This is a genomic window from Bradyrhizobium sp. YCK136 (assembly GCF_044570075.1).
Classification (GTDB): Bacteria; Pseudomonadota; Alphaproteobacteria; order Rhizobiales; family Xanthobacteraceae; genus Bradyrhizobium; species Bradyrhizobium diazoefficiens.
The window spans coordinates 6,639,758-6,658,492 of the sequence record NZ_CP172424.1; the positions used below are offsets into that span (position 1 = coordinate 6,639,758).

Consider the following 18,735-nt stretch of genomic DNA (forward strand, 5'->3'; position numbering starts at 1 on the left):
CCGCGATTTCTCGCGGGCCTTGTCGCCCTTACGGGTGGTCAAGTCAATCCTTCGGGCGCTTGTCGTAGAGCCGCCTGGCCTTGCCGAGCGAGCGCTCCAGCGTGGCGGGCGCGACCACCCGCACGTTGGAGCTGATGCCGATCGTGTTCTTGATGTGGGTCGAGATCCGGTCGGCATGGTCGACGAGGCCGCGGCCGTCCCAGCTCTCGGGCCGCGCCTCGGCAATGATGGTCAGTTCGTCCATGCGGCCTTCGCGGGTCAATTCGAGGATGAAGTGGCCGCCGCACCAGTCGGTGGCCAGCAGCACCTCCTCGATCTGGGTCGGGAACAGATTGACGCCGCGCAGGATGATCATGTCGTCCGAGCGGCCCGTTACCTTCTCCATCCGCCGCATGCCCGGCCGCGCCGTGCCCGGCAACAGCCGCGTCAGGTCGCGGGTGCGATAGCGGATCACCGGAAAACCTTCCTTGGTGAGCGAGGTGAACACCAACTCGCCCTTCTCGCCATCTGGCAGCACCGCGCCCGTCTCGGGGTCGATCACTTCGGGATAGAAATGGTCCTCCCAGATGTGCAGGCCGTCCTTGGTCTCGATGCATTCCTGCGCGACGCCGGGACCGATCACCTCGGAGAGGCCATAGATGTCGGTCGCATCCATGTCGAAGGCGTCCTCGATCTCGCCGCGCATCGCATTGGTCCAGGGCTCGGCGCCGAAGATGCCGACCTTGAGCGAACACTGGCGTGGATCCAGCTTCTGGCGCTTGAACTCGTCGAGAATCGCCAGCATGTAGCTCGGCGTCACCGTGATGATGTCGGGGCGGAAATCGTTGATGAGCTGCACCTGCCGCTCGGTCATGCCGCCGGAGATCGGCACCACCGTGCAGCCGAGCTTTTCGGCACCGTAGTGCACGCCAAGCCCGCCGGTGAAGAGGCCGTATCCGTAGGCGTTGTGGATGATCATGCCGGTGCGGCCGCCGGCAGCGCGGATCGAGCGCGCCATGACTTCCGACCAGGTGTCGATATCGCGTTGGGTGTAGCCCACGACGATCGGCTTACCTGTCGTGCCGGAGGAGGCGTGCACGCGCACCAGTTTTTCGCGCGGCACAGCGAACATGTTGAAAGGATAATTGTCGCGCAAATCCGTTTTCACCGTGAACGGAAACTTCGCGAGATCGGGAAGCTCGCGAAAGTCGGACGGATGCACGCCGGCCTTGTCGAAGGCCTTGCGATAATGCGCGACGTTGTCGTAGGCGTGCTTCAGCGACCAGCCCAGCCGCTGCTTCTGCAGCGCCATGATCTCGTCACGTGAGGCGCGCTCATGCGCATCCATTTCGGCACGATAGCTGGTGCCACCTTCCTTGAGCCTGGTCAGAGCCATCCTCGTTTCCCCACATTGATCTGTTCTTTTCTTTATTGGTCGTGTGCCGGCAACCACGTGCCGGGAATGACGCGCGAATGCCCGCGGAATTCCGCAATGACGATGTCGCCGGCGGTGACGCGCACGTCGTAGATGCCGGAGCGGCCGCTGCGGGTGACCTCTCTTGCCTTCGCGACGAGACGATCGCCGAGCCTGCCGGGCGTGATGAAGGTGATCTGGCCCTGTGCCGCGACCACGCGCTCATTGTGCGAGTTGCAGGCAAGCGCAAAGGCGGAATCGGCGAGCGTGAAGATGAAGCCGCCATGGGCGATGCGCTGGCCATTGACCATGTCCGGCCGCACCGTCATGGCCAGCGTCGCGAAGCCCGGGCCGATTTCGACGATCTCCATGCCGAGACCTTTGGAGGCATCGTCCTCCGCCCACATCGCATCGGCGCAGGCGCGGGCAATATCCTCAGGCGACAGGGCGGCTTTGACGTTCACGCGCTTCTCCCGGCCAATTTCCTGCACATGATGTTCTGCTGGTTGGTTCGAGCTGTCAAATAATGCGACGCATTTGCATTGTTGGGTACTGATCCGCCCGATCAGACATGGTCATAGTCGACCACGACCCGCTCGGACGACGGCTTGGCCTGGCAGGTCAGGACGAAGCCGGCCTTCAGCTCCCACGGCTCCAGCGAATAGTTGATGTCCATCGGCGCCTCGCCCTCGACCAGCTTGGCGCGGCAAGTGGAGCACATGCCGCCCTTGCAGGCGAAGGGCAGATCGACGCCGGCGCGCAGCGCGGCATCGAGGATCGCTTCGTCCTCGGCGACCGGCACGTCGCGGCGCTTGCCGTCGATGATCAGCGAGGCGATCGCCTTCGGTGGCGCGTCGGGTGCAACAGCCTTCTTCGGCCGCGGCTTGCCGCCGAATTCCGAGACGAAGCGCTCGACGTGGATGCGCTCCTCGGCGATACCGAGATCGCGGCAGGTCGCCTCGATGTCCTCGCTCATGCCAGACGGACCGCAGATGAAGACGTGATCGACGCTTCCCGCCGGCACCAGCGAGCGCAGCAGCACCCTCACCTTGTCGCCGTCGAGCCGGCCATGCAGGATCGGAATGTCCTGCTCCTCGCCGGAGATGACGTGGAAGATCGAGAGGCGGTCGATGAAGCGGTCCTTGAGCTCCTCGAGCGCCTCGAGGAACATGATGTTGTCGGTCGTGCGGTTGCCGTAGAACAGGAAGAAGCGGCTATCCGGTTCGCGTGCGAGCACGCCCTTGACGATCGACAGGATCGGCGTGATGCCGGAGCCGGCGGCAAAGCCGACATGGATCCGCCCCGTATCGGCCGGCGCGACAGCGCCGAAGCGGCCCGTCGGCGTCATCACGTCGAGTTCGTCGCCGCATTTGAGTTCATCGGCGGCCCAGCTCGAAAACGCACCACCATCGACCTTCTTCACCGCGATGCGGATCTCGCCGTCGTCGGGGCCGGAGCAGATGGAGTAGGAGCGGCGCACCTCTTCACCGTCCAGCATCGTGCGGAGCGTCAGGTACTGCCCGGGCGTGAAAGCGTAATCGCTGGCGAGTTCGCTGGGGATGGCGAAGGTCACCGAAATGGCGTCCGAGGCCTCGCGGCGGAGATCGTTGACGGCCAGGCGATGGAAGCGCGGTGCGGCTGCTGACATGATCAATGACACTTGAAGTAATCGAAGGGTTCGCGGCAGGCCTTGCAGCGCCAGAGCGCCTTGCAGGAGGTCGAGCCGAATTCGGACAACAGCTCGGTCTTGTCAGAACCGCATTGCGGACACGCGACAGACTGCTCGCCGAACAGCGCGCGGCGCGAGTTCGAAGCCTTTGGCGGCGCGATGCCGTAGGCGCGCAGCTTCCGCCGCCCCTCCTCGCTCATCCAGTCGGTGGTCCAGGCCGGCGACAACACCGTGCGGACCTTCGGACGATGGAAGCCGGCGCGCTCCAGCGCGACCTCGATTTCGAGCGCGATCATGTTCATGGCCGGGCAGCCCGAATAGGTCGGGGTGATCGCGACCTCGACATGGTCGCCGTCGAGAACGACGTCGCGCAGTACGCCGAGATCGGCGATCGTCAGCACCGGGATTTCCGGGTCGACCACGCTCGCCGCAGCATCCCAGGCGCGCTGACGCAGATCGGCACCGCTCTCTAGCACCGTCACCATGTCTGCCCCGGGAAGGTACGCTGCATCGATTGCAGCTCCGACAGGAGATGGCCGAGGTGCTCGCTGTGCCGGCCCGCGCGGCCGCCCTGCTGCATCCAGTCGTTCTGCGGCAGCTCGAGCGTAGCCTCGCTGACGACATCGGAAAGCATCTTCAGCCAACGACCGCGCAAGATACCGGGATCGATGGCGACACCCGCATGGATCAGGGCGCGCTCGCCGTCGTCGACGGCAAACATCTCACCGGTGAAGGCCCAGAGATGATCAATCGCGGCTTGCGCTCGTCGATGGCTCTCGTCCGTGCCGTCGCCGAGCCGGATGATCCATTCCGAGGCATGACGCAGATGATAGGCGCTCTCCTTCTCGGACTTGGCGGCAATGGCGGCGAGCGTCGTGTCGCGCGAGGTCATCATCGCGCGCCAGTAGAGGTCGGCGAAGGCGGAATAGAAGAACTGCCGCACCAGTGTCTGGGCAAAGTCGCCGTTGGGCTGCTCGACCAGCAGCAGGTTGCGGTACTGCCTGACGTCACGCAGGTATGCGAGCTTGTCCTCGTCATTGTCCTTGCCTTCGACCTTGGCGGCATAGGTGTAGAGCTCGCGCGCCTGGCCGATGAGGTCGAGCGCGATGTTGGAGAGCGCCATGTGCTCTTCCAGCATCGGCGCATGCCCGCACCATTCCGACAGCCGGTGACCGAGGATCAGCGCATCGTCGGCGCGGCGCAGGGCGTAGAGCACCAGCGGTGTTTCGGAGACCTGGGTGTTGGCGACGGACATTACATGTGCCCCACTTCTTCGGGGACCTCATAGAACGTCGGGTGCCGGTAGATCTTTGACTCCGCCGGCTCGAACATCATGCCCTTCTCGGCCGGATCGCTCGCGGTGATCGCGGTGGACGGCACGACCCAGATCGACAGGCCCTCGCCGCGGCGGGTGTAGATGTCGCGGGCGGCCTGGAGGGCCATGGTGGCATCGTTGGCATGCAGCGATCCCACATGCTTGTGCGCGAGCCCGTTGCGGCTGCGGATGAAGACTTCCCACAGCGGCGTGTTCGGCGTGGCCATCGTGATCTCCTTACTCGGCTGCTTGCGCGGTCTGGCGACGCGCGCGCTTCGCGGCATAGGCGGCGGCGGCTTCGCGCACCCAGGCCCCCTCCTCGTGCGCCTTGCGGCGCGCCGCCATGCGATCCCGATTGCAGGGGCCGTTGCCGGCAAGAACCTGCTTGAATTCGGTCCAGTCGATCTCGCTGTAGCGCCAGTGCCCCTCGGCATCCTGCGTCATGCCGGGATCGGGAATGGTGAGGCCGAGATATTGCGCCTGCGGCACGGTGGCATCGACGAATTTCTGGCGCAGCTCGTCATTGGAGAAGCGCTTGATCTTCCACTTCGTCGAGGTGTCGCTGTGCTGGCTCGTGGCATCGGGCGGACCGAACATCATCAGCACCGGCCACCACCAACGGTTCAGCGCATCCTGCGCCATCGCCTTCTGCTCGTCCGAGCCGCGGCACAGCGTCAGCATGATCTCGTAGCCCTGGCGCTGGTGGAACGATTCCTCCTTGCAGACGCGGATCATCGCGCGCGCATAGGGACCGTAGGAGCAGCGGCACAGCGGGATCTGGTTCATGATCGCGGCGCCGTCCACCAACCAGCCGATGGTGCCGATGTCGGCCCAGGTCAGCGTCGGATAGTTGAAGATGGACGAGTACTTGGCCTTGCCGGCGAGCATGGCATCGACCAGCTCCTCGCGCGAGGCGCCAAGCGTTTCTGCGGCGGCATAGAGATAGAGCCCGTGGCCACACTCGTCCTGCACCTTGGCGAGCAGCGCGGCCTTGCGGCGCAAGGTCGGCGCACGCGTGATCCAGTTGCCTTCGGGCAGCATGCCGACGATTTCGGAATGGGCGTGCTGGGAGACCTGGCGGGTGAGCGTCTTGCGATAGGCCGCCGGCATCCAGTCGTTCGGCTCGATGCGCTCCTCCGCATCGATGCGAGCCTGGAACTGCGCAGCGCTGCCTGCGTCCTCAAGACCGCGATCATCAGTCTCGGCCATATTCAGCGCCCGGGTGTACATGCGCATCCTCCCATTTTATTGGGAGATAATATATAACAGAAATTACGTCATGCAAGATATTTCTGTAACATAAAGGTCAGGCGCCGAACCTCCGTTCCAGGAGTTTTCGCGCCACCGGCAATGGCCCTTTTTCATTGGTTCCATGGCCATCAAGCCATTGTTCGGACGGAGCAAGCAGCGCGCGATAGATCTCGCCGCAGAGTTCGCGGGCGGCCCTGCCCGGCCAATCCGCAGGCAGCAGGCTCTCGGGCAGCAGCGGATCGCGCAGCACGACGCGGCGATAGTGGTGGATCAGCAGGATCCGCGCGGTGAAGGCGTCGGCGTCGGAGAGAGTCGTTCCGCGGCCGATCGCGGTGCGCAACGGCTCGAACGTCTTCATGAACTTCAGATAGGCATCCGCGGTGCGATCGAGCGGCCAGCTTGCGCTGAGCAGCCGGCGCCCGCTGTCGTCCTCCGCGGAGACCTCGAGACGGATAGCGCCCGCAGCCTCGTCCGGCACCGGCACGCCCGACGGCGCAACCCACACGCCGGGCAGCGGACTGCCGAAGCCGGCATTGCGCAGCGCCTCGCGCGAGGCGTCGCGGTCCTCGCCATTGATCAGCAGCAGCTCGAAACGCCCGGTCCAGTCCGACGGCGGCGGATCGTAGATGTGGCGCGTCGCGGCCTCGAAGGTCTGGTGGCCCTTGTCGGCGAGACGATAGAAACTGTTGCGGCCGACCTTTTCACGCGTCAGCCAGCCGTCAGCCGCCAGGCGCGACATCGCGGTGCGCACCACCCCGCTGTCGATGTCCAGGCTCTCGAAGAATTCCAGCAGCGTGCCGAGCCACACCGAGCCCCCGCGCGGCACGATGGCGTCGCCGAACACGGTGATGACGATGGAGCCGGTGCGCGACGGTTCGCGCTTGAGCTGGTCGATGATGCGGGAGAGCGGATGCGCCATGTGCGAGGCATAGCGCGTTTGGTGCAGGCGCGACAATGGACGGGAGCGACGCCGTTACTCTCCCTCTCCCCGTTCTTACGGGGAGAGGGCTGCTTCTGCAAAAACGGTAAGAGACGGACTCGCGGAGACTCCCCCTCACCCGGATTGCATCTTCGATGCAATCCGGCCTCTCCCCGCACGCGGGGAGAGGCAAAGAAGCTACCTATGCGGATCGGGATACGCCAGGCTGCGCCAGCCGCTGCGGTCGAAGGGCTTCCACTGGCCTTCCTTCTGCGCAAGCCGGTCGGCGACAGCGTAAACCGCAGCCGGGTGATGCCCCATGCCGCAATGGCTGCTCTCGATCTCGATGCTCTCGGTCTGCGCGCCGGACTTCTCCATGCAGCCCTGCCAGGCGCAGACGCCGTCGGTGCGGCTGAAGATGGCGGTGGTCGGCACCGGCGGCGGAACGGCGAGTTCGCCGCCGAAGCGCGGATCGACCTGATCGGCCTTCTGCCCGCTCGCCCATTCATAGACGCGCCAGGCATTGGTGGAACGCGGATCGCCGGCAAAGGGGCTGCCGAGGGTGATCACCTGGCGCACGCGCTCGGGCATCATCTTGGCGAGCTGGCGCGCATAGAGGCCGCCGAGGCTCCAGCCGACCAGGCTGATCTTGCGGCCATGCGTGTCGCTGAGCTCCTGGACCAGGTCGACCATCGCATGCTGCACGCCCGGACGCAGGCCGTAGTTGCGGCCCTGGCGCCAGCCACTCACCGCGTAGCCCTTGCCTGACAGAAAGGTGCGTAGCGCGCGCGTGGACGCGTCGGAGGCCACAAGGCCCGGCAGCACCAGCACCGGATGCCCATCGCCGCGCGGCGCGAGGCTCAGCAGTGGCAGCGCGCCGAGGAATGCGCCGAACTCGTGGATCGCGCGCCCTTCCAGAAACATCAGGGTACGGGACGGCGGACGCAGCGTCTGGGCAGTAGCGGTCATCAATGTTTCCCTTGGGACGGCGCCGGCCGCGATGCCGGCAAATGGGCATGAATTCCAGTACGCCGGCTTCTTGAACGTTCCGCAGCGCAACATGAATCAGCTAGGCGGCCGGTGCCCGACATTCAAGTGGCAGAGACGCGGGGCCACAATAGGCCCGCGCGTTAATGCTAACGTCAGTGACGCAAAAGTCACAGCAATCGAAGCAGGAATTCTACGGAGTAGAGCGCGAGTCCGGCCAGCCCGCCGATCAGCGAGCCGTTGAAGCGGATGTATTGCAGGTCACGGCCGATGTTGATTTCGATCAGCGAAATCAGCTGCGCCATATCCCAGGCCTTGACCTGGTCGGAGATGAAGGTGGAGACGCCGCTCTTCTGGTCGGCGACGAAGCTGCGCAGCACCGTCACCAGACCCTTGTTGATCTCGCCGCGCAGTTCGGCATCGCCGGCGAGCGCCTCGCCCGCGGCGACGAACATGCCGACGAGATGATGCTGAAGCACCTGTGTCTCGCCGGAGGCGCTGCGCTCGATGAAGGAGCGCGTGTTGGCCCAGACGGTGCGGGCGAGATCTGCAAGCTCGGGCCGCGCCAGCAGATCGCGTTTCAGGCCGTCGATGCGATCGATGTAGGCCTGGTCGGTGCCGAGCCGGTCGACGAAGGTCAGCACCATGCGATCGAACTCGCCGCGGAACGGATGCTTGGGATCGCTGCGCACCTCGTTGAAGAAGGCCGTGGCCGACGCCACGATCTTGTTCACCAGAAACTTGTCGGCGCGGTAGAGCCTGAGCAGGGTCGGCAACTCCGCGCGCACCTTCTCGCGGATCATCGCCATCGTCTCTTTCTGGTTCAGCGTGTCATGCATCACGCGCAGGAGATCGTCGAACAGGATCTGGTGCCGCCCTTCCGCAACGAAGCCGCGCAGCGTGCCGGCGGCGAGCGGCGCGAGGTCGATCGCCTGGAGCTGCGAGGACATGCGACGGATGATGAAGGTCATCAGGCCGGAGGTCTCGGTCGCGGAGAAGGCCTCCGGCAACAAACGCAGCGCGAAGCGCGCGAGATCCTCGCTGCGCTTGCGGTCGCGCAGCCAGTCGGCAACGAAGGAGCCGAAATCGATCTCGTTCAGCTTGGCCTCGACGGGTCCGGCCTCGAGAAAATGCACCTGGATGAACTCGCCGAGCTTGTCGGCGATGCGGGCCTGGTTGCTCTGGATGATCGCGGTATGCGGGATCGGCAGGCCGAGCGGCCGCTTGAACAGCGCGACCACGGCATACCAGTCGGCGAGGCCGCCGATGGTCGCGGCTTCTGCGAAGGCCGCGATGAAGCCGAACGCGGGATGCACGGGCAGAAGCCATTTCGCGACGACGAACAAGGCCAGCGTCGAGGCCAGCACCAACGTCGCCAATGCTTTCACGCGGCGCAACTCGGCCGCCCGCTCGGCGTCACCGGGAGTGTCGAAGGAGAATGTGGCGGGAGAAGTCATGATTCACCGAGCTTACGTCATTCCGCGACGATCCGCAGGACCGGACCAGGAATGACGACCGATGATGACGGCGGCGCAAAAAACAAGGCCCGCCGAAGCGGGCCTCAAAATTCAGTTTATCAACGCGACGCGCAATCAGGCGGTCTTGTTGTAGACCTTGGCAAAGTTGTCCTGAGCGGACTTCGCACCATTGGCGGCGAGCTTGCCGAGATAGTCGGTGGTCGCCTTGGCGCGCGAGACGAACGCTTCGCCGCGGGAGCGGAGCAGGCTCGACTGGATCTCGACGGCTTCGCTGAACGACTTGGCGGACGCGAGCTTGTCGATGCCCGAGAAGAACGCTTCAGCGTCCTCGTAGATCGCCTGCTGGATGTTGCGGCTGATCTTGCCGGCCTCGGTGACGGACTCGGTCACCGCGTTCTCGACGGCGGCGGTCACGCGCTCGGAGCCAGCGAACACCTCGGCAGCACGGTCCTTGGCGGTGTTGGCGGTCTTCTTGACGAATTCGCGGGCGGCCTCGGGAACTTCCAGGTTCTGGATGTTCTTGAAAGCGTCCTTGAAGCCCTCGAAAGCGGTGTTGGTTTCAGTGGTCATGGGGTTCTCTCCATCCTCAATGGTCTGAGCTATGGGCTCACCCCGTCCGCATTGGCCCGGGGCACGGCTTATATGGCATAGTTAATTGTGCAATGCAACATTCATATTGCACTGCAGTATCACGAAATCGTGAACAGCCTTAACAGGAGGCAATATGATGCCTCCCTCACCAATCCCCGCGAACGCGTGCCTGATCGCGGTCTTTAGAGCTGGACGGCACCTGGCAGCCCATAGGCCTCCATCTGGGCCTGGACCTGCGCGATGTTGTGGCCGAGCACGACAATGTCGTGGGTCTTGCCATCGACATCGCGGACGTGGTCGCGCAGCAGCGCCTCGGCCTTGAAGCCAAGGCTTTCGAACACCGCGATCGCCGCCTGCTGGTCGACCGTCATCTGGACCGAGAGCTTTTCCAGGCCGGCGCCGAGCGCGAGCGCAAAGGTCTCCTGCGACAGCGCCCGCCCCACCCCCTTCCCGCGCACGTCGAGCGAGACCACCATGCGAATCTCGCCGACATGGGGCGACCAGGAATGCGGATCGCGCACCAGCGTGCCGCAGCCGACGACCTTGCCGTCCTTCACGGCGAGCAGGCTCGTGATCGCACCGCGCTCGATCTCCTTGACCCAGGCCGAGAGCACTTTTGGCTCGCTGATGTTGCGGGGCAGGAAGAGCAGATCGTGCGTCGGCAGGCCCTTGCCAAAGGCGAGCACCGCGGCTTCGTCCGCAGGCGACATCAAGCGGATCTCGATATCGCCGGCGTCGGTCTTGACCTGACGCGGATAGGAACGCTGCTCACTCATGTCGATCTCTTCCCCAGCCAGGAGTCCAGTTTCGGCCACAGCCGTTTCACCGCGTTGGCGCCGGCGACCAGCGAGACGTGACCGCCTTTCAGCATCACCTCTTCCTTGTCCGCCGATCCAATCTTCGCGATCAAATGTTTTGCGGCATCATAGGGCACGATGTGGTCGTGCTCGGCGACCGCATGCAGGATCGGCACCTTGATATCCTCGAGCTTCGCCGCACGGCCGCCGACCGACATGGTGTCGTTGAACAGCTTGTTGTCCCACATCAGGTCCTTGGTGATGGTGCGGAAATACTCGCCCGCCAGCGGCAGCGTATCGGTCGCCCAGCGATCGAACATCCGGTAGGACTTGACGAACTCGTCGTTCCAGATGTTTTCCCAGAGCTGGATCTGGCTCACCGTGCGCGAGGCCGGGCGCAGCATCTCGAACGAGGACAGGATCATCTCCGGCGGCACGTTGCCGATGCTGTCGACGAGGCGATCGACGTCGAAATAGCGGCGGTCGGAGAAATTGGAGAACAGCTTCATCTCGCGGAAGTCGATCGGCGTAGTGAAGCAGATCAAGTTCTTCATTGGCCCGTCCTTGTGGATCGAGCCGTAGAGCAGCGACAGCACGCCACCGAAGCAGTAGCCGATGACGGAGACGTCCTGCTCGCCGGAATCCTGCTGCACGCGGCGGACGCAATCCGGGATAAAGTCGAGGACGAGTCCTCCATGCGCAGGCTCTTCTCTTCCGGACGCGGCGCGCTCCAGTCGAGCATGTAGACGTCGTAGCCGCGCCTCAGGAGGAACTCGATGAAGCTCTGGCCGGGCACGAGGTCGAGGATGTAGCCTCGATTGGTGGTCGCCATCACGATCAGCACCGGCACCCGGTAGATCTCATCCGACATCGGCCGATAGTGGTAGAGGCTCATCGTGCCGCGCGAATGCAGCACGTCTTTCGGCGTCGAGCCGAGCGTCGGGCCGGAGGTCGAGAAATATTCGACGCCCTTGATGCTGCGCTGGATTGCGCGCTGCACCTCGGACTGGATGCGCTCCGGGATGGAGGCGAAATCAAGTCCCGTCGGCGCGTTCATTTGGGCTCTCCGCCTTCGGAGGGCGGGCGTTTCGTCCGCGGCGGCCGCGGCGCACCGTCGAAGCCTTGCGACAGTCCGGAACCTGCCGCCATCTGGCTCAGCATCGACTTCATCTCGCCGATCTGGACCTCGATCGACTGCAGCCGTTCCGCAAGACCCGTGACCTGCTCCCGGCTCGGCAGATTCATGCTGACGAGGTATTTCTCCATGAGCTCGCCGAGCTGCTTCTGAGCACCTGCAGCAACGCCGCCGGCCCGATTCATCGCTTGCGAGAACTCAGGCGACGACATGGCTTGATTGGCGAAAGAGTTGAACCCCTTCTCCATCTCGCCAACCATCTTCTGCCACACGGCAACGGGATCGTTGGTCTTGTCGGTCATCGGCGTCCTCCTGGTATCGAGAGCTGCGATGCCCTTCTTTCTTGCCATACCACACCGTTGCGCGGTGCCGGTCAACCGGCAAGCAGCGGGTGCGCTGATGCGCGCGCCGCTTCATTGCGGCGGAAAACCGTGCGATACAGCATCGATCAGCAGGAGGGACCGCGCCCGTGAACGCCCATCAGCCGCCCCAGACCGTCCGCGCCAACGGCATCGACATTTGCTACGAGATTTTTGGCAACGACAACGCCGAGCCGCTGCTGCTGATCATGGGGCTCGGGGCGCAGATGATCCATTGGGACGATGCGTTCTGCGAGCAGCTCGCCGTGCACGGCTTTCGCGTGATCCGCTTCGACAACCGCGACATCGGCAAGTCGAGCCATCTCGCGGGCGGCAAGCGGCTGACGCCGCTCGAGCTGTTGAAGCTCCGCTTCCTGAGGATTCCCGTAGCCGCAACCTACAAGCTGATCGACATGGCCAGGGACACCGTCGGCCTGATGGACGCGCTCGGCATCAAGTCGGCGCATCTGGTCGGCGCCTCCATGGGCGGCATGATCGCGCAGGAGGTGACGCTGTCGTTTCCCGGGCGCGTGCGCTCGCTGACCTCGATCATGTCGACGACGGGCAATCCGCGCGTGCCGCCGCCGACACGCGAGGCCGCCGCCATGCTGATGGCGCCGCCGCCGCGCAGCAAGGAGGAGTTCGTCATCCGCTACGGACAGACCTGGAAGGTGTTGCGCGCCGGGGCCTTTCCGGAAGAGGAAGCACTCGACCCTGATCGTGCCGAGCGCGTGTTCGCGCGCGGGCTCAATCCGGCCGGTGTCGGCCGGCAACTCCGCGCCGTGCTTGCCTCGGGCAGCCGCAAGGAGCGGCTGCATGCCGTGAAGACGCCGACGCTGGTGATCCACGGCACGGTTGATCCCTTGGTCCATCCCGAAGGTGGCAGGGACACGACCGCATCAATTCCGGGTGCGAAGCTGTTGATGGTCGAAGGCATGGGCCACGCGCTGCCGATGCGTTTCTGGCCCAAGATTATCGGCGCCATCGACAAGCACGCGCATGGAGCGGCAGCACAGGCAGCGTAGAGCCGATGCGAGCAGTCTCCTCACGGTAACCATGTGAGCTGCCGGTTACTCTCTTAACGCACGCCGGCACGGAAGCTATACAAGCCTCCCTCAGTCGCAAGAGAAAGAGGCCGCGGCCTCTCGGAGTTCACATGCACCCCATCGTCCGGCCGGTCGCAATGATTGCAGCCTCCATTCTCATGTTGTCCCTCGGCAACGGCGCCGCGAGCGCCGCCAGCGCACAGGAAGAGGCCAACCGTACCGCCGTGCTTGCCTTCTACGAGAAGGGCCTCAATCAGAAGGACGCCGATGCCGCCCTCGCCCATGTCGGCGACCGCTATGTCCAGCACAATCCCAATGCCGCCGATGGTCCGGACGGCTTCCGCAAATTCATCGGCTTCCTGCGCGAGAAGTTTCCGAACTCGCACAGCGAGATCAAACGCTCCTTCGCCGACGGCGACTATGTCATTCTCCACGTGCACGCGGTTCGCGAGCCCGGCACAAGGGGTAACGCGATCGTCGACATTTTCAAGCTGGAGAACGGCAAGATCGTCGAGCACTGGGACGTCGTACAGCCGATCCCGGAAAATCCGACGAACAACAACACGATGTTCTAGCTCGTAGGGTGGGCAAAGGCGCGCCCTTCGCGCGCCGCTTCCGCCTATGCTCTTCGAGCTACGGCGGACAAGTCGCTTTGCCCACCCTACGATTCTGACATCGTGGATGCGCAGGCCGGATCAAGCGCAGCGCAAAAGAACCGCCTAGCTCTTCCGCGCGATCCAGATCACGTGACGCGCGCCGCCGCCTCTGCCGGTGGCGCGGACACTGACTTCATTCACGTCGAAGCCGGCGCTCCTAAGGCGCCTGGTGAATGCCGGGTTGGGCCCCGATGACCAGACGGCGAGCACGCCGCCCGGCCGCAGCGCCGTCTTGGCCGCCTTCAACCCGCCCGCGTTGTAGAGCGCATCATTGCCCTTCCGGGTCAGCCCCTCCGGCCCGTTGTCGACGTCGAGGAGGATGGCATCGAAGGCCGATCGCTGCGCGCGGATGATTTCTCCAACGTCGGTCTCCCGGATCTTGACACGGGGATCGTCGAGGCTGTCGCCAAAAACCTCCGCCATCGGACCTCGCGCCCAGGCAACCACCGCCGGCACGAGCTCGGACACCACGATCTTCGCCTTAGCTCCAAGCACGGCCAGCGCCGCACGCAGCGTAAAGCCCATGCCGAGGCCGCCGATCAGGACAACGGGCTTTGCGACCGTCTCGATCTGCTTCGCCGCCAGCGTCGCAAGTGCCGCCTCGGAGCCCGACAGACGATTGTTCATCAGCTCGTTGGTGCCGAGCTTGATGGAGAACTCCTTGCCCCGCCGCATCAGGCGGAGCTCTTCGTCGGAGCCGGGGATTTTGGCGGTGTCGATCTTTTCCCAGGGAATCATGGGAGAGCTTTAGCACGATTTGCTTCGTAGCCCGGCCTAACCGCCCGCCCAGACGTCGAGCACATAGCGATTCGTCGCGCCCATCTCCTCGATCCAGCGCGCGGCCGTGGCGGCATCGCTACCGCTCTTCTCGCGACGGATCGCAACGAGCGCTGCCTTCACGTCGGGCTCCATTTTGCCGCCGTCGCCGCAGACGTAGATGATGGCGCCCTGCTCGATCAGCGGCCAGACCTTGTCCTTCTGCGCCGCGAGCACATGCTGCACATAGGTCTTCGGTCCGGCCGCGCGCGAGAACGCGGTGAAGAGCTCGGTGACGCCGCTTGCCGCCAACGCCTTCAGCTCGTCGGCGTAGAGAAAATCCTGATCGGGGTGGCGGCAGCCGAAGAACAGCATCGCCGGGCCAAGCGCAGCGCCTTTCGCCTTGCGCGCGGCGCGCTCCTGGAGGAAGCCGCGGAACGGCGCCAGTCCCGTGCCCGGCCCGATCATGATGATCGGCACGGATGAGTCGTCCGGGAGCCGGAAGCCGGCCTTGGTCTCGCGCACCGTGGCGTAGATCGCATCGCTCGCGCGCCGGTTGGCGAGATAGTTCGAGCAGATGCCTTTGTAGACGCCGCGCCCGGAAGCGGCCGGCCCCTCGACGACGCCGACCGTGATACTGCACCGCGCCGGATCGACCGAAGGCGAGGAAGAGATCGAGTAATAGCGCGGCGCCAACAGCGAGAGCATCTCCAGATAGACGTGGAACGGCAATTCGCAGGCCGGATATTCGAGCAGTAGATCGTACACCGATTTGCGCCTCGCCAGAATCTCGGTGCGATAGCGCTCGGCCGGCTCGGCCTCCTCGCCGACGAAGGTCAGCAGCTTCGGCTTGGTGACCGGGCAGCGCGTGTGCTCGGCCATGATCTGGATCTGCTTCCGCGTCGCCACCTGCTGCAGCTCGACGAACTCGCTGAGCAGGCGGCCGACCGACACGGCCTCGCCGACCGGCAATTGGGCACGGCGGCCTTCGGCCACCTGAAGCCTGATCTGGTCGGCCGGCAGGAAGCCGAAGCGGCGGGCGACCGAATCCACCAGCGTCGGATCGTTGCGCGGAACGACGCTCAGATGATCGCCGACGCGGTAGGTGATGTTGGACGGCAGCTGCACCTCGATATGGCGCGTCGAGCGCTCCGACGGATTGGACCCGCTCTTGTTCTGAAGCTCGTCATTGACCAGCACCTTCATCGCCACCGCGCCGCCCTGGGCCACGATGGTGTTGACGGCAGTCACCGCGACAGGCTCGATCGCGTAGAGCGGGTCGTCCTCCGCGGTGCGGGTGAAGTTCCAGTCGATGCCGAACTCCTTGGTCGCGACCTGGGCAGCTGCCGGGAACCATTTCTGGAACTGGCCGTCGAGATCGCTGCGCGCGTCACCTTCGCCGCGCGGATAGACCGCGCGCGCGCCATGCCCCGACAATTGCTCGTCGATGAAGCGCGGCACCGATTGATAGGTCGCAGCCCAGTCGCTGTTGCCGCAGCCGAACACGGCGTAGCGCACATTGGCAAAGGCATCCTTGGGCAGGTCGCTGCCGAGCCATTTGACGAATTGCGTCGCATTGTCCGGCGGCGCTCCGTTATAGGAGGCGCAGATGATCAGCACGCCGCCCTCCTGCGGCAGCTTGCCGACGTATTCGTCGAGCGCCCCGAGATGCACGGCAAAGCCGTTGATCTCGGCGAGGTCGGCCATGCGTGTCGCGAGTTCTTCGGCGGTGCCGAGATTGGAGCCGTACAGCACCAGCATCGGCGTGTTGTGGCCGGGCCGCGCCGTCGGCTGACGCGGTGCTCGCGGCGCCGAGGACACAGCCGCGACAGGCCCGCCATAGGTACCGCGCTCGCGATCGGCGCGCGGACGAACCTTGATCTTGAAGCCCTCCGGCTTCATCGTCAGCGTTTCCTTCAGGTGCATCTGGTAGCGCTGGTGGTCGATCAGCTTGAAACGCTGGAGGATCATGCCGAGCGCGAGCGCCGCCTCGTGCATGGCAAATCCGCGGCCGATGCAGGCGCGCTGACCGTTGCCGAACGGCTTCCAGGCATTGATCGGCCGCTTGGCCTCCGCCTCGCGGCTGAAATTTTCGGGATCGAAGGCATCGGGATTCGGCCCCCAGACGGAGGGATCGCGATGCAGCGCCGTCACCAGAATGGTGATGAACGTGCCCTTCCTGAGCTTGTACTTGCCGCCGCCGATGGTTTCGTCCGCGAGCGGCGAGATGCCGTAGGCCGGCGCCGGCGGCCACAGCCGCAGCGCCTCTTTCAGGATCTGCGTGATGTAGGTGAGCTGCGTTACCTGCTGATAGGTCGGCTTCGCGTTGACATCGGGACCGAAGACGCGATCGACCTCGTCATAGGCCTTCTTGAGGATGTCGGGATGCTTCAGGAGCGCATAGAGCGTGTAGGACAACAGGCCGCTTGTGGTCTCGTGGCCGGCGATCAAGAACGTGTTGATCTGGTAGCGGATGTTGACGTCGTCGAGCTGCTCGCCGGTCGAACGGTCGACGCCGGTCATCATCGCCGCGAGCATGTCCTTCTTGTCGTCGATCCCCTCCGCGCTCTTGCGGCGCTCCGCGATGATCTCGTCAACCATCTTGTTCATGAAGGCTACGTCTTCGGCGAGGGTCTTGCGCCGCTTCTGCATCCAGATCTGCTCGAACGGCAGACCCCGCGTCATCATGATGGTTTCGAGCGAGCGCACCAGCGACTCGACGAAGGGATGGTAGTCGCGCCGGTAGAATGAATTGAAGCGGTACTCGAAGCCGCACAGGCCGATCGTGTCCAGCGTCAGGGCGGTCATGTCGTGGACGACGTCGATCTCGTCGTCGGCGTTGAGCCGCTCCCATTTTTGGACGAGCTGCTCGGCGATGTCGACCATGCTCGGGTGGTAGGACTGCATCGCTCGGTTGCCGAACGGCTGGAGCAGGATGTTGTGCGCCTTGCTCCAGTTCGGCTCCCTGGTGTCGGCCGTGAACAGGCCGTCGCCGCCGACCGCACGCACGCGCCGCAGCGCGCCGCGCACCGTCTTGTCGAAGCGCTTCTCGTCGGACAGCTCGTCGACGAGATCGTGGCCCGAGACGACGACGATCGGCGAGCCCATCATGTCGAGCCAGAAGATCGGGCCGAGCTCCTTGGCGAGCCGCGTCAGGTGCTGCACGGGAGCCGCCGAGTCCAGCGACAGCATATTGCCGACCACCGGCTTGGTCGGCGGCTGCGGGATCGGGTCCAGACGGTTCTTGGATGACATTGACGTGCGCTTCCCCCTGATCGCGTCATTCCGGGGCGATGCGCAGCATCGAACCCGGAATCTCGAGATTCCGGGTTCGCCCTTCGGGCGCCCCGGAATGACGTTCCATTTACACTGACGACGGCATCGTCACCCAAACCGCCTTCTACGCCATTCGATCAGCTTGGCGCTGACCTCGTCCGGCTTCTCCTGCTGCGTCCAATGGCCGCTGTCGCGGACCAGATATTTTTCGAGATCGGGAATCAGCTTGTCCATGCCATCGGCGGAAGACGGCGGCAGCACCGCGTCGTTCTCGGCCATGATCATCAGCGACGGCACGCGTACCGTATGATCGAGCCCTTCGGCGCGCACCCAGTTGCGCGACATGTTGCGGTACCAGTTGATGCCGCCGGTAAAGCCGGTCCTGGTGAAATTGTCGACGAACACCTTCTTCTCTTCCGGCGACAGGATCGGCGTACGCGGATCGTGCCTGGCGTCATAGGCCGCAATCATCTGCGGAAACGCCAGATTGACCCGCGGCGAAGCGCCCACGCCGGCAATCACTTCCTCCGCCGGCGCATCGGGCGGGCGCGGCGCCGGCTTGCGCATGAATGCATCGAAGGTTTGCTCGACGCGGCTGCCGAAAATCCTGTCGGCTTCACGCGACGGGTCCTGGAACTGCACGATGTACATCTTGTCGCCAAACCGCGCGCGCAGGAGTTCGATCGGATCGGCCCAAGCCCGGTTGGTATGGGGGGTATTGATGCCGACCACGCCGGCGACGCGGCCGATATGCCGCAGCGGCATCTGCCAGACGATGAAGCCGCCCCAGTCGTGGCCGACGAAGATCGCCTTGTCGATCCCGAGATGATCGAGCAGACCGACGAGGTCGCCGGTCAGGTGCTCGATATCGTAGTCCTCGACCGGCTCGGGCCGGTCGGTCGCGCCATAACCGCGCTGGTCCGGCGCGATCACCCGGATTCCGGCCTCGCTCAGCGCCTTGATCTGATGGCGCCAGGAAAAGGCGAGCTCCGGCCAGCCATGGCACAGCACCATCGGCGGGGTGTCGGAGACCGGACCCGCCTCGTAGTAACCCATGCGGATTCCGTTCGTCTGCACGAACTTGAGCGGCGGCATTTCGATCATCGG

The 18,735-nt window shown here is 64.5% G+C and carries 18 protein-coding genes and 1 pseudogene; 2 read left to right on the forward strand and 17 right to left on the reverse strand.

What is annotated here, in order from left to right; translation table 11 throughout:
- Nucleotides 1-43 precede the first annotated feature (43 nt).
- The 14 genes and pseudogenes from paaK to ACFLEY_RS32065 all read right to left on the reverse strand — a co-directional run bounded on the left by paaK (nt 44) and on the right by ACFLEY_RS32065 (nt 11,837).
- Nucleotides 44-1,375, reverse strand: coding sequence for a phenylacetate--CoA ligase PaaK (gene paaK, locus ACFLEY_RS32000; protein WP_060911073.1), 1,332 nt, complete (start codon nt 1,373-1,375; stop codon nt 44-46).
- A gap of 32 nt (nt 1,376-1,407) precedes the next feature.
- Nucleotides 1,408-1,857 carry a hydroxyphenylacetyl-CoA thioesterase PaaI gene (paaI, locus tag ACFLEY_RS32005; RefSeq protein ID WP_060912988.1) on the reverse strand — a complete coding sequence of 150 codons (450 nt, stop codon included), beginning with the start codon at nt 1,855-1,857 and terminating at the stop codon, nt 1,408-1,410.
- A gap of 101 nt (nt 1,858-1,958) precedes the next feature.
- Nucleotides 1,959-3,041, reverse strand: coding sequence for a 1,2-phenylacetyl-CoA epoxidase subunit PaaE (gene paaE / locus ACFLEY_RS32010; RefSeq protein ID WP_038965787.1), 1,083 nt, complete (start codon nt 3,039-3,041; stop codon nt 1,959-1,961).
- Nucleotides 3,042-3,043: 2 nt separating this feature from the next.
- Nucleotides 3,044-3,547 (reverse strand): 1,2-phenylacetyl-CoA epoxidase subunit PaaD, encoded by a 504-nt coding sequence (gene paaD / locus ACFLEY_RS32015; RefSeq protein ID WP_060911072.1) that lies wholly within the window; start codon nt 3,545-3,547, stop codon nt 3,044-3,046.
- Nucleotides 3,541-4,317, reverse strand: coding sequence for a 1,2-phenylacetyl-CoA epoxidase subunit PaaC (gene paaC / locus ACFLEY_RS32020; protein ID WP_060911071.1), 777 nt, complete (start codon nt 4,315-4,317; stop codon nt 3,541-3,543). The genes paaD and paaC overlap by 7 nt, the downstream gene beginning before the upstream one ends.
- Nucleotides 4,317-4,604, reverse strand: a complete 288-nt coding sequence (gene paaB / locus ACFLEY_RS32025) for a 1,2-phenylacetyl-CoA epoxidase subunit PaaB (protein WP_014496929.1) — start codon at nt 4,602-4,604, stop codon at nt 4,317-4,319. Before paaB ends, paaC begins: the two co-directional genes overlap by 1 nt.
- A gap of 10 nt (nt 4,605-4,614) precedes the next feature.
- Complete coding sequence (gene paaA / locus ACFLEY_RS32030; protein ID WP_060912987.1) at nt 4,615-5,607, reverse strand: 1,2-phenylacetyl-CoA epoxidase subunit PaaA; 993 nt, start codon at nt 5,605-5,607, stop codon at nt 4,615-4,617.
- Nucleotides 5,608-5,683: 76 nt separating this feature from the next.
- Nucleotides 5,684-6,547, reverse strand: a complete 864-nt coding sequence (gene paaX / locus ACFLEY_RS32035) for a phenylacetic acid degradation operon negative regulatory protein PaaX (protein WP_060911070.1) — start codon at nt 6,545-6,547, stop codon at nt 5,684-5,686.
- Between the two features lie 198 nt (nt 6,548-6,745).
- On the reverse strand, nt 6,746-7,516 hold the full coding sequence (locus tag ACFLEY_RS32040; RefSeq protein ID WP_038965790.1) for an alpha/beta fold hydrolase: 771 nt from the start codon (nt 7,514-7,516) through the stop codon (nt 6,746-6,748).
- Between the two features lie 188 nt (nt 7,517-7,704).
- A complete protein-coding gene (locus ACFLEY_RS32045; RefSeq protein ID WP_060911069.1) occupies nt 7,705-8,991 on the reverse strand; it encodes a DUF445 domain-containing protein in 1,287 nt (428 codons plus the stop codon).
- Nucleotides 8,992-9,126: 135 nt separating this feature from the next.
- The gene (locus ACFLEY_RS32050) at nt 9,127-9,582 is read right to left on the reverse strand and encodes a phasin (RefSeq protein WP_011085671.1); all 456 of its coding nucleotides are present in this window, start codon (nt 9,580-9,582) and stop codon (nt 9,127-9,129) included.
- Nucleotides 9,583-9,785: 203 nt separating this feature from the next.
- Nucleotides 9,786-10,379 (reverse strand): GNAT family N-acetyltransferase, encoded by a 594-nt coding sequence (locus tag ACFLEY_RS32055; protein WP_060911068.1) that lies wholly within the window; start codon nt 10,377-10,379, stop codon nt 9,786-9,788.
- Nucleotides 10,376-11,457, reverse strand: a pseudogene (locus ACFLEY_RS32060) (PHA/PHB synthase family protein). Before ACFLEY_RS32060 ends, ACFLEY_RS32055 begins: the two are co-directional and overlap by 4 nt.
- Complete coding sequence (locus ACFLEY_RS32065; protein ID WP_038965792.1) at nt 11,454-11,837, reverse strand: hypothetical protein; 384 nt, start codon at nt 11,835-11,837, stop codon at nt 11,454-11,456. The pseudogene ACFLEY_RS32060 and the gene ACFLEY_RS32065 overlap by 4 nt, the downstream one beginning before the upstream one ends.
- Before the next feature lie 167 nt (nt 11,838-12,004).
- Here ACFLEY_RS32065 and ACFLEY_RS32070 point away from each other — a divergent pair, with 167 nt between their 5' ends.
- Nucleotides 12,005-12,919, forward strand: a complete 915-nt coding sequence (locus ACFLEY_RS32070; protein WP_211433410.1) for an alpha/beta fold hydrolase — start codon at nt 12,005-12,007, stop codon at nt 12,917-12,919.
- A gap of 131 nt (nt 12,920-13,050) precedes the next feature.
- Nucleotides 13,051-13,515, forward strand: a complete 465-nt coding sequence (locus ACFLEY_RS32075) for a nuclear transport factor 2 family protein (RefSeq protein WP_060911066.1) — start codon at nt 13,051-13,053, stop codon at nt 13,513-13,515.
- Nucleotides 13,516-13,659: 144 nt separating this feature from the next.
- On the opposite strand, the gene ACFLEY_RS32080 is transcribed toward ACFLEY_RS32075, so the two are convergent.
- The 3 genes from ACFLEY_RS32080 to ACFLEY_RS32090 all read right to left on the reverse strand — a co-directional run bounded on the left by ACFLEY_RS32080 (nt 13,660) and on the right by ACFLEY_RS32090 (nt 18,732).
- On the reverse strand, nt 13,660-14,334 hold the full coding sequence (locus ACFLEY_RS32080) for a spermidine synthase (RefSeq protein WP_060911065.1): 675 nt from the start codon (nt 14,332-14,334) through the stop codon (nt 13,660-13,662).
- Nucleotides 14,335-14,370: 36 nt separating this feature from the next.
- A complete protein-coding gene (locus ACFLEY_RS32085) occupies nt 14,371-17,607 on the reverse strand; it encodes a bifunctional cytochrome P450/NADPH--P450 reductase (protein ID WP_211433409.1) in 3,237 nt (1,078 codons plus the stop codon).
- Between the two features lie 129 nt (nt 17,608-17,736).
- Entirely contained in the window at nt 17,737-18,732 is a 996-nt protein-coding gene (locus ACFLEY_RS32090) for an alpha/beta fold hydrolase (protein ID WP_060911064.1), read from the reverse strand.
- Nucleotides 18,733-18,735: the final 3 nt, after the last annotated feature.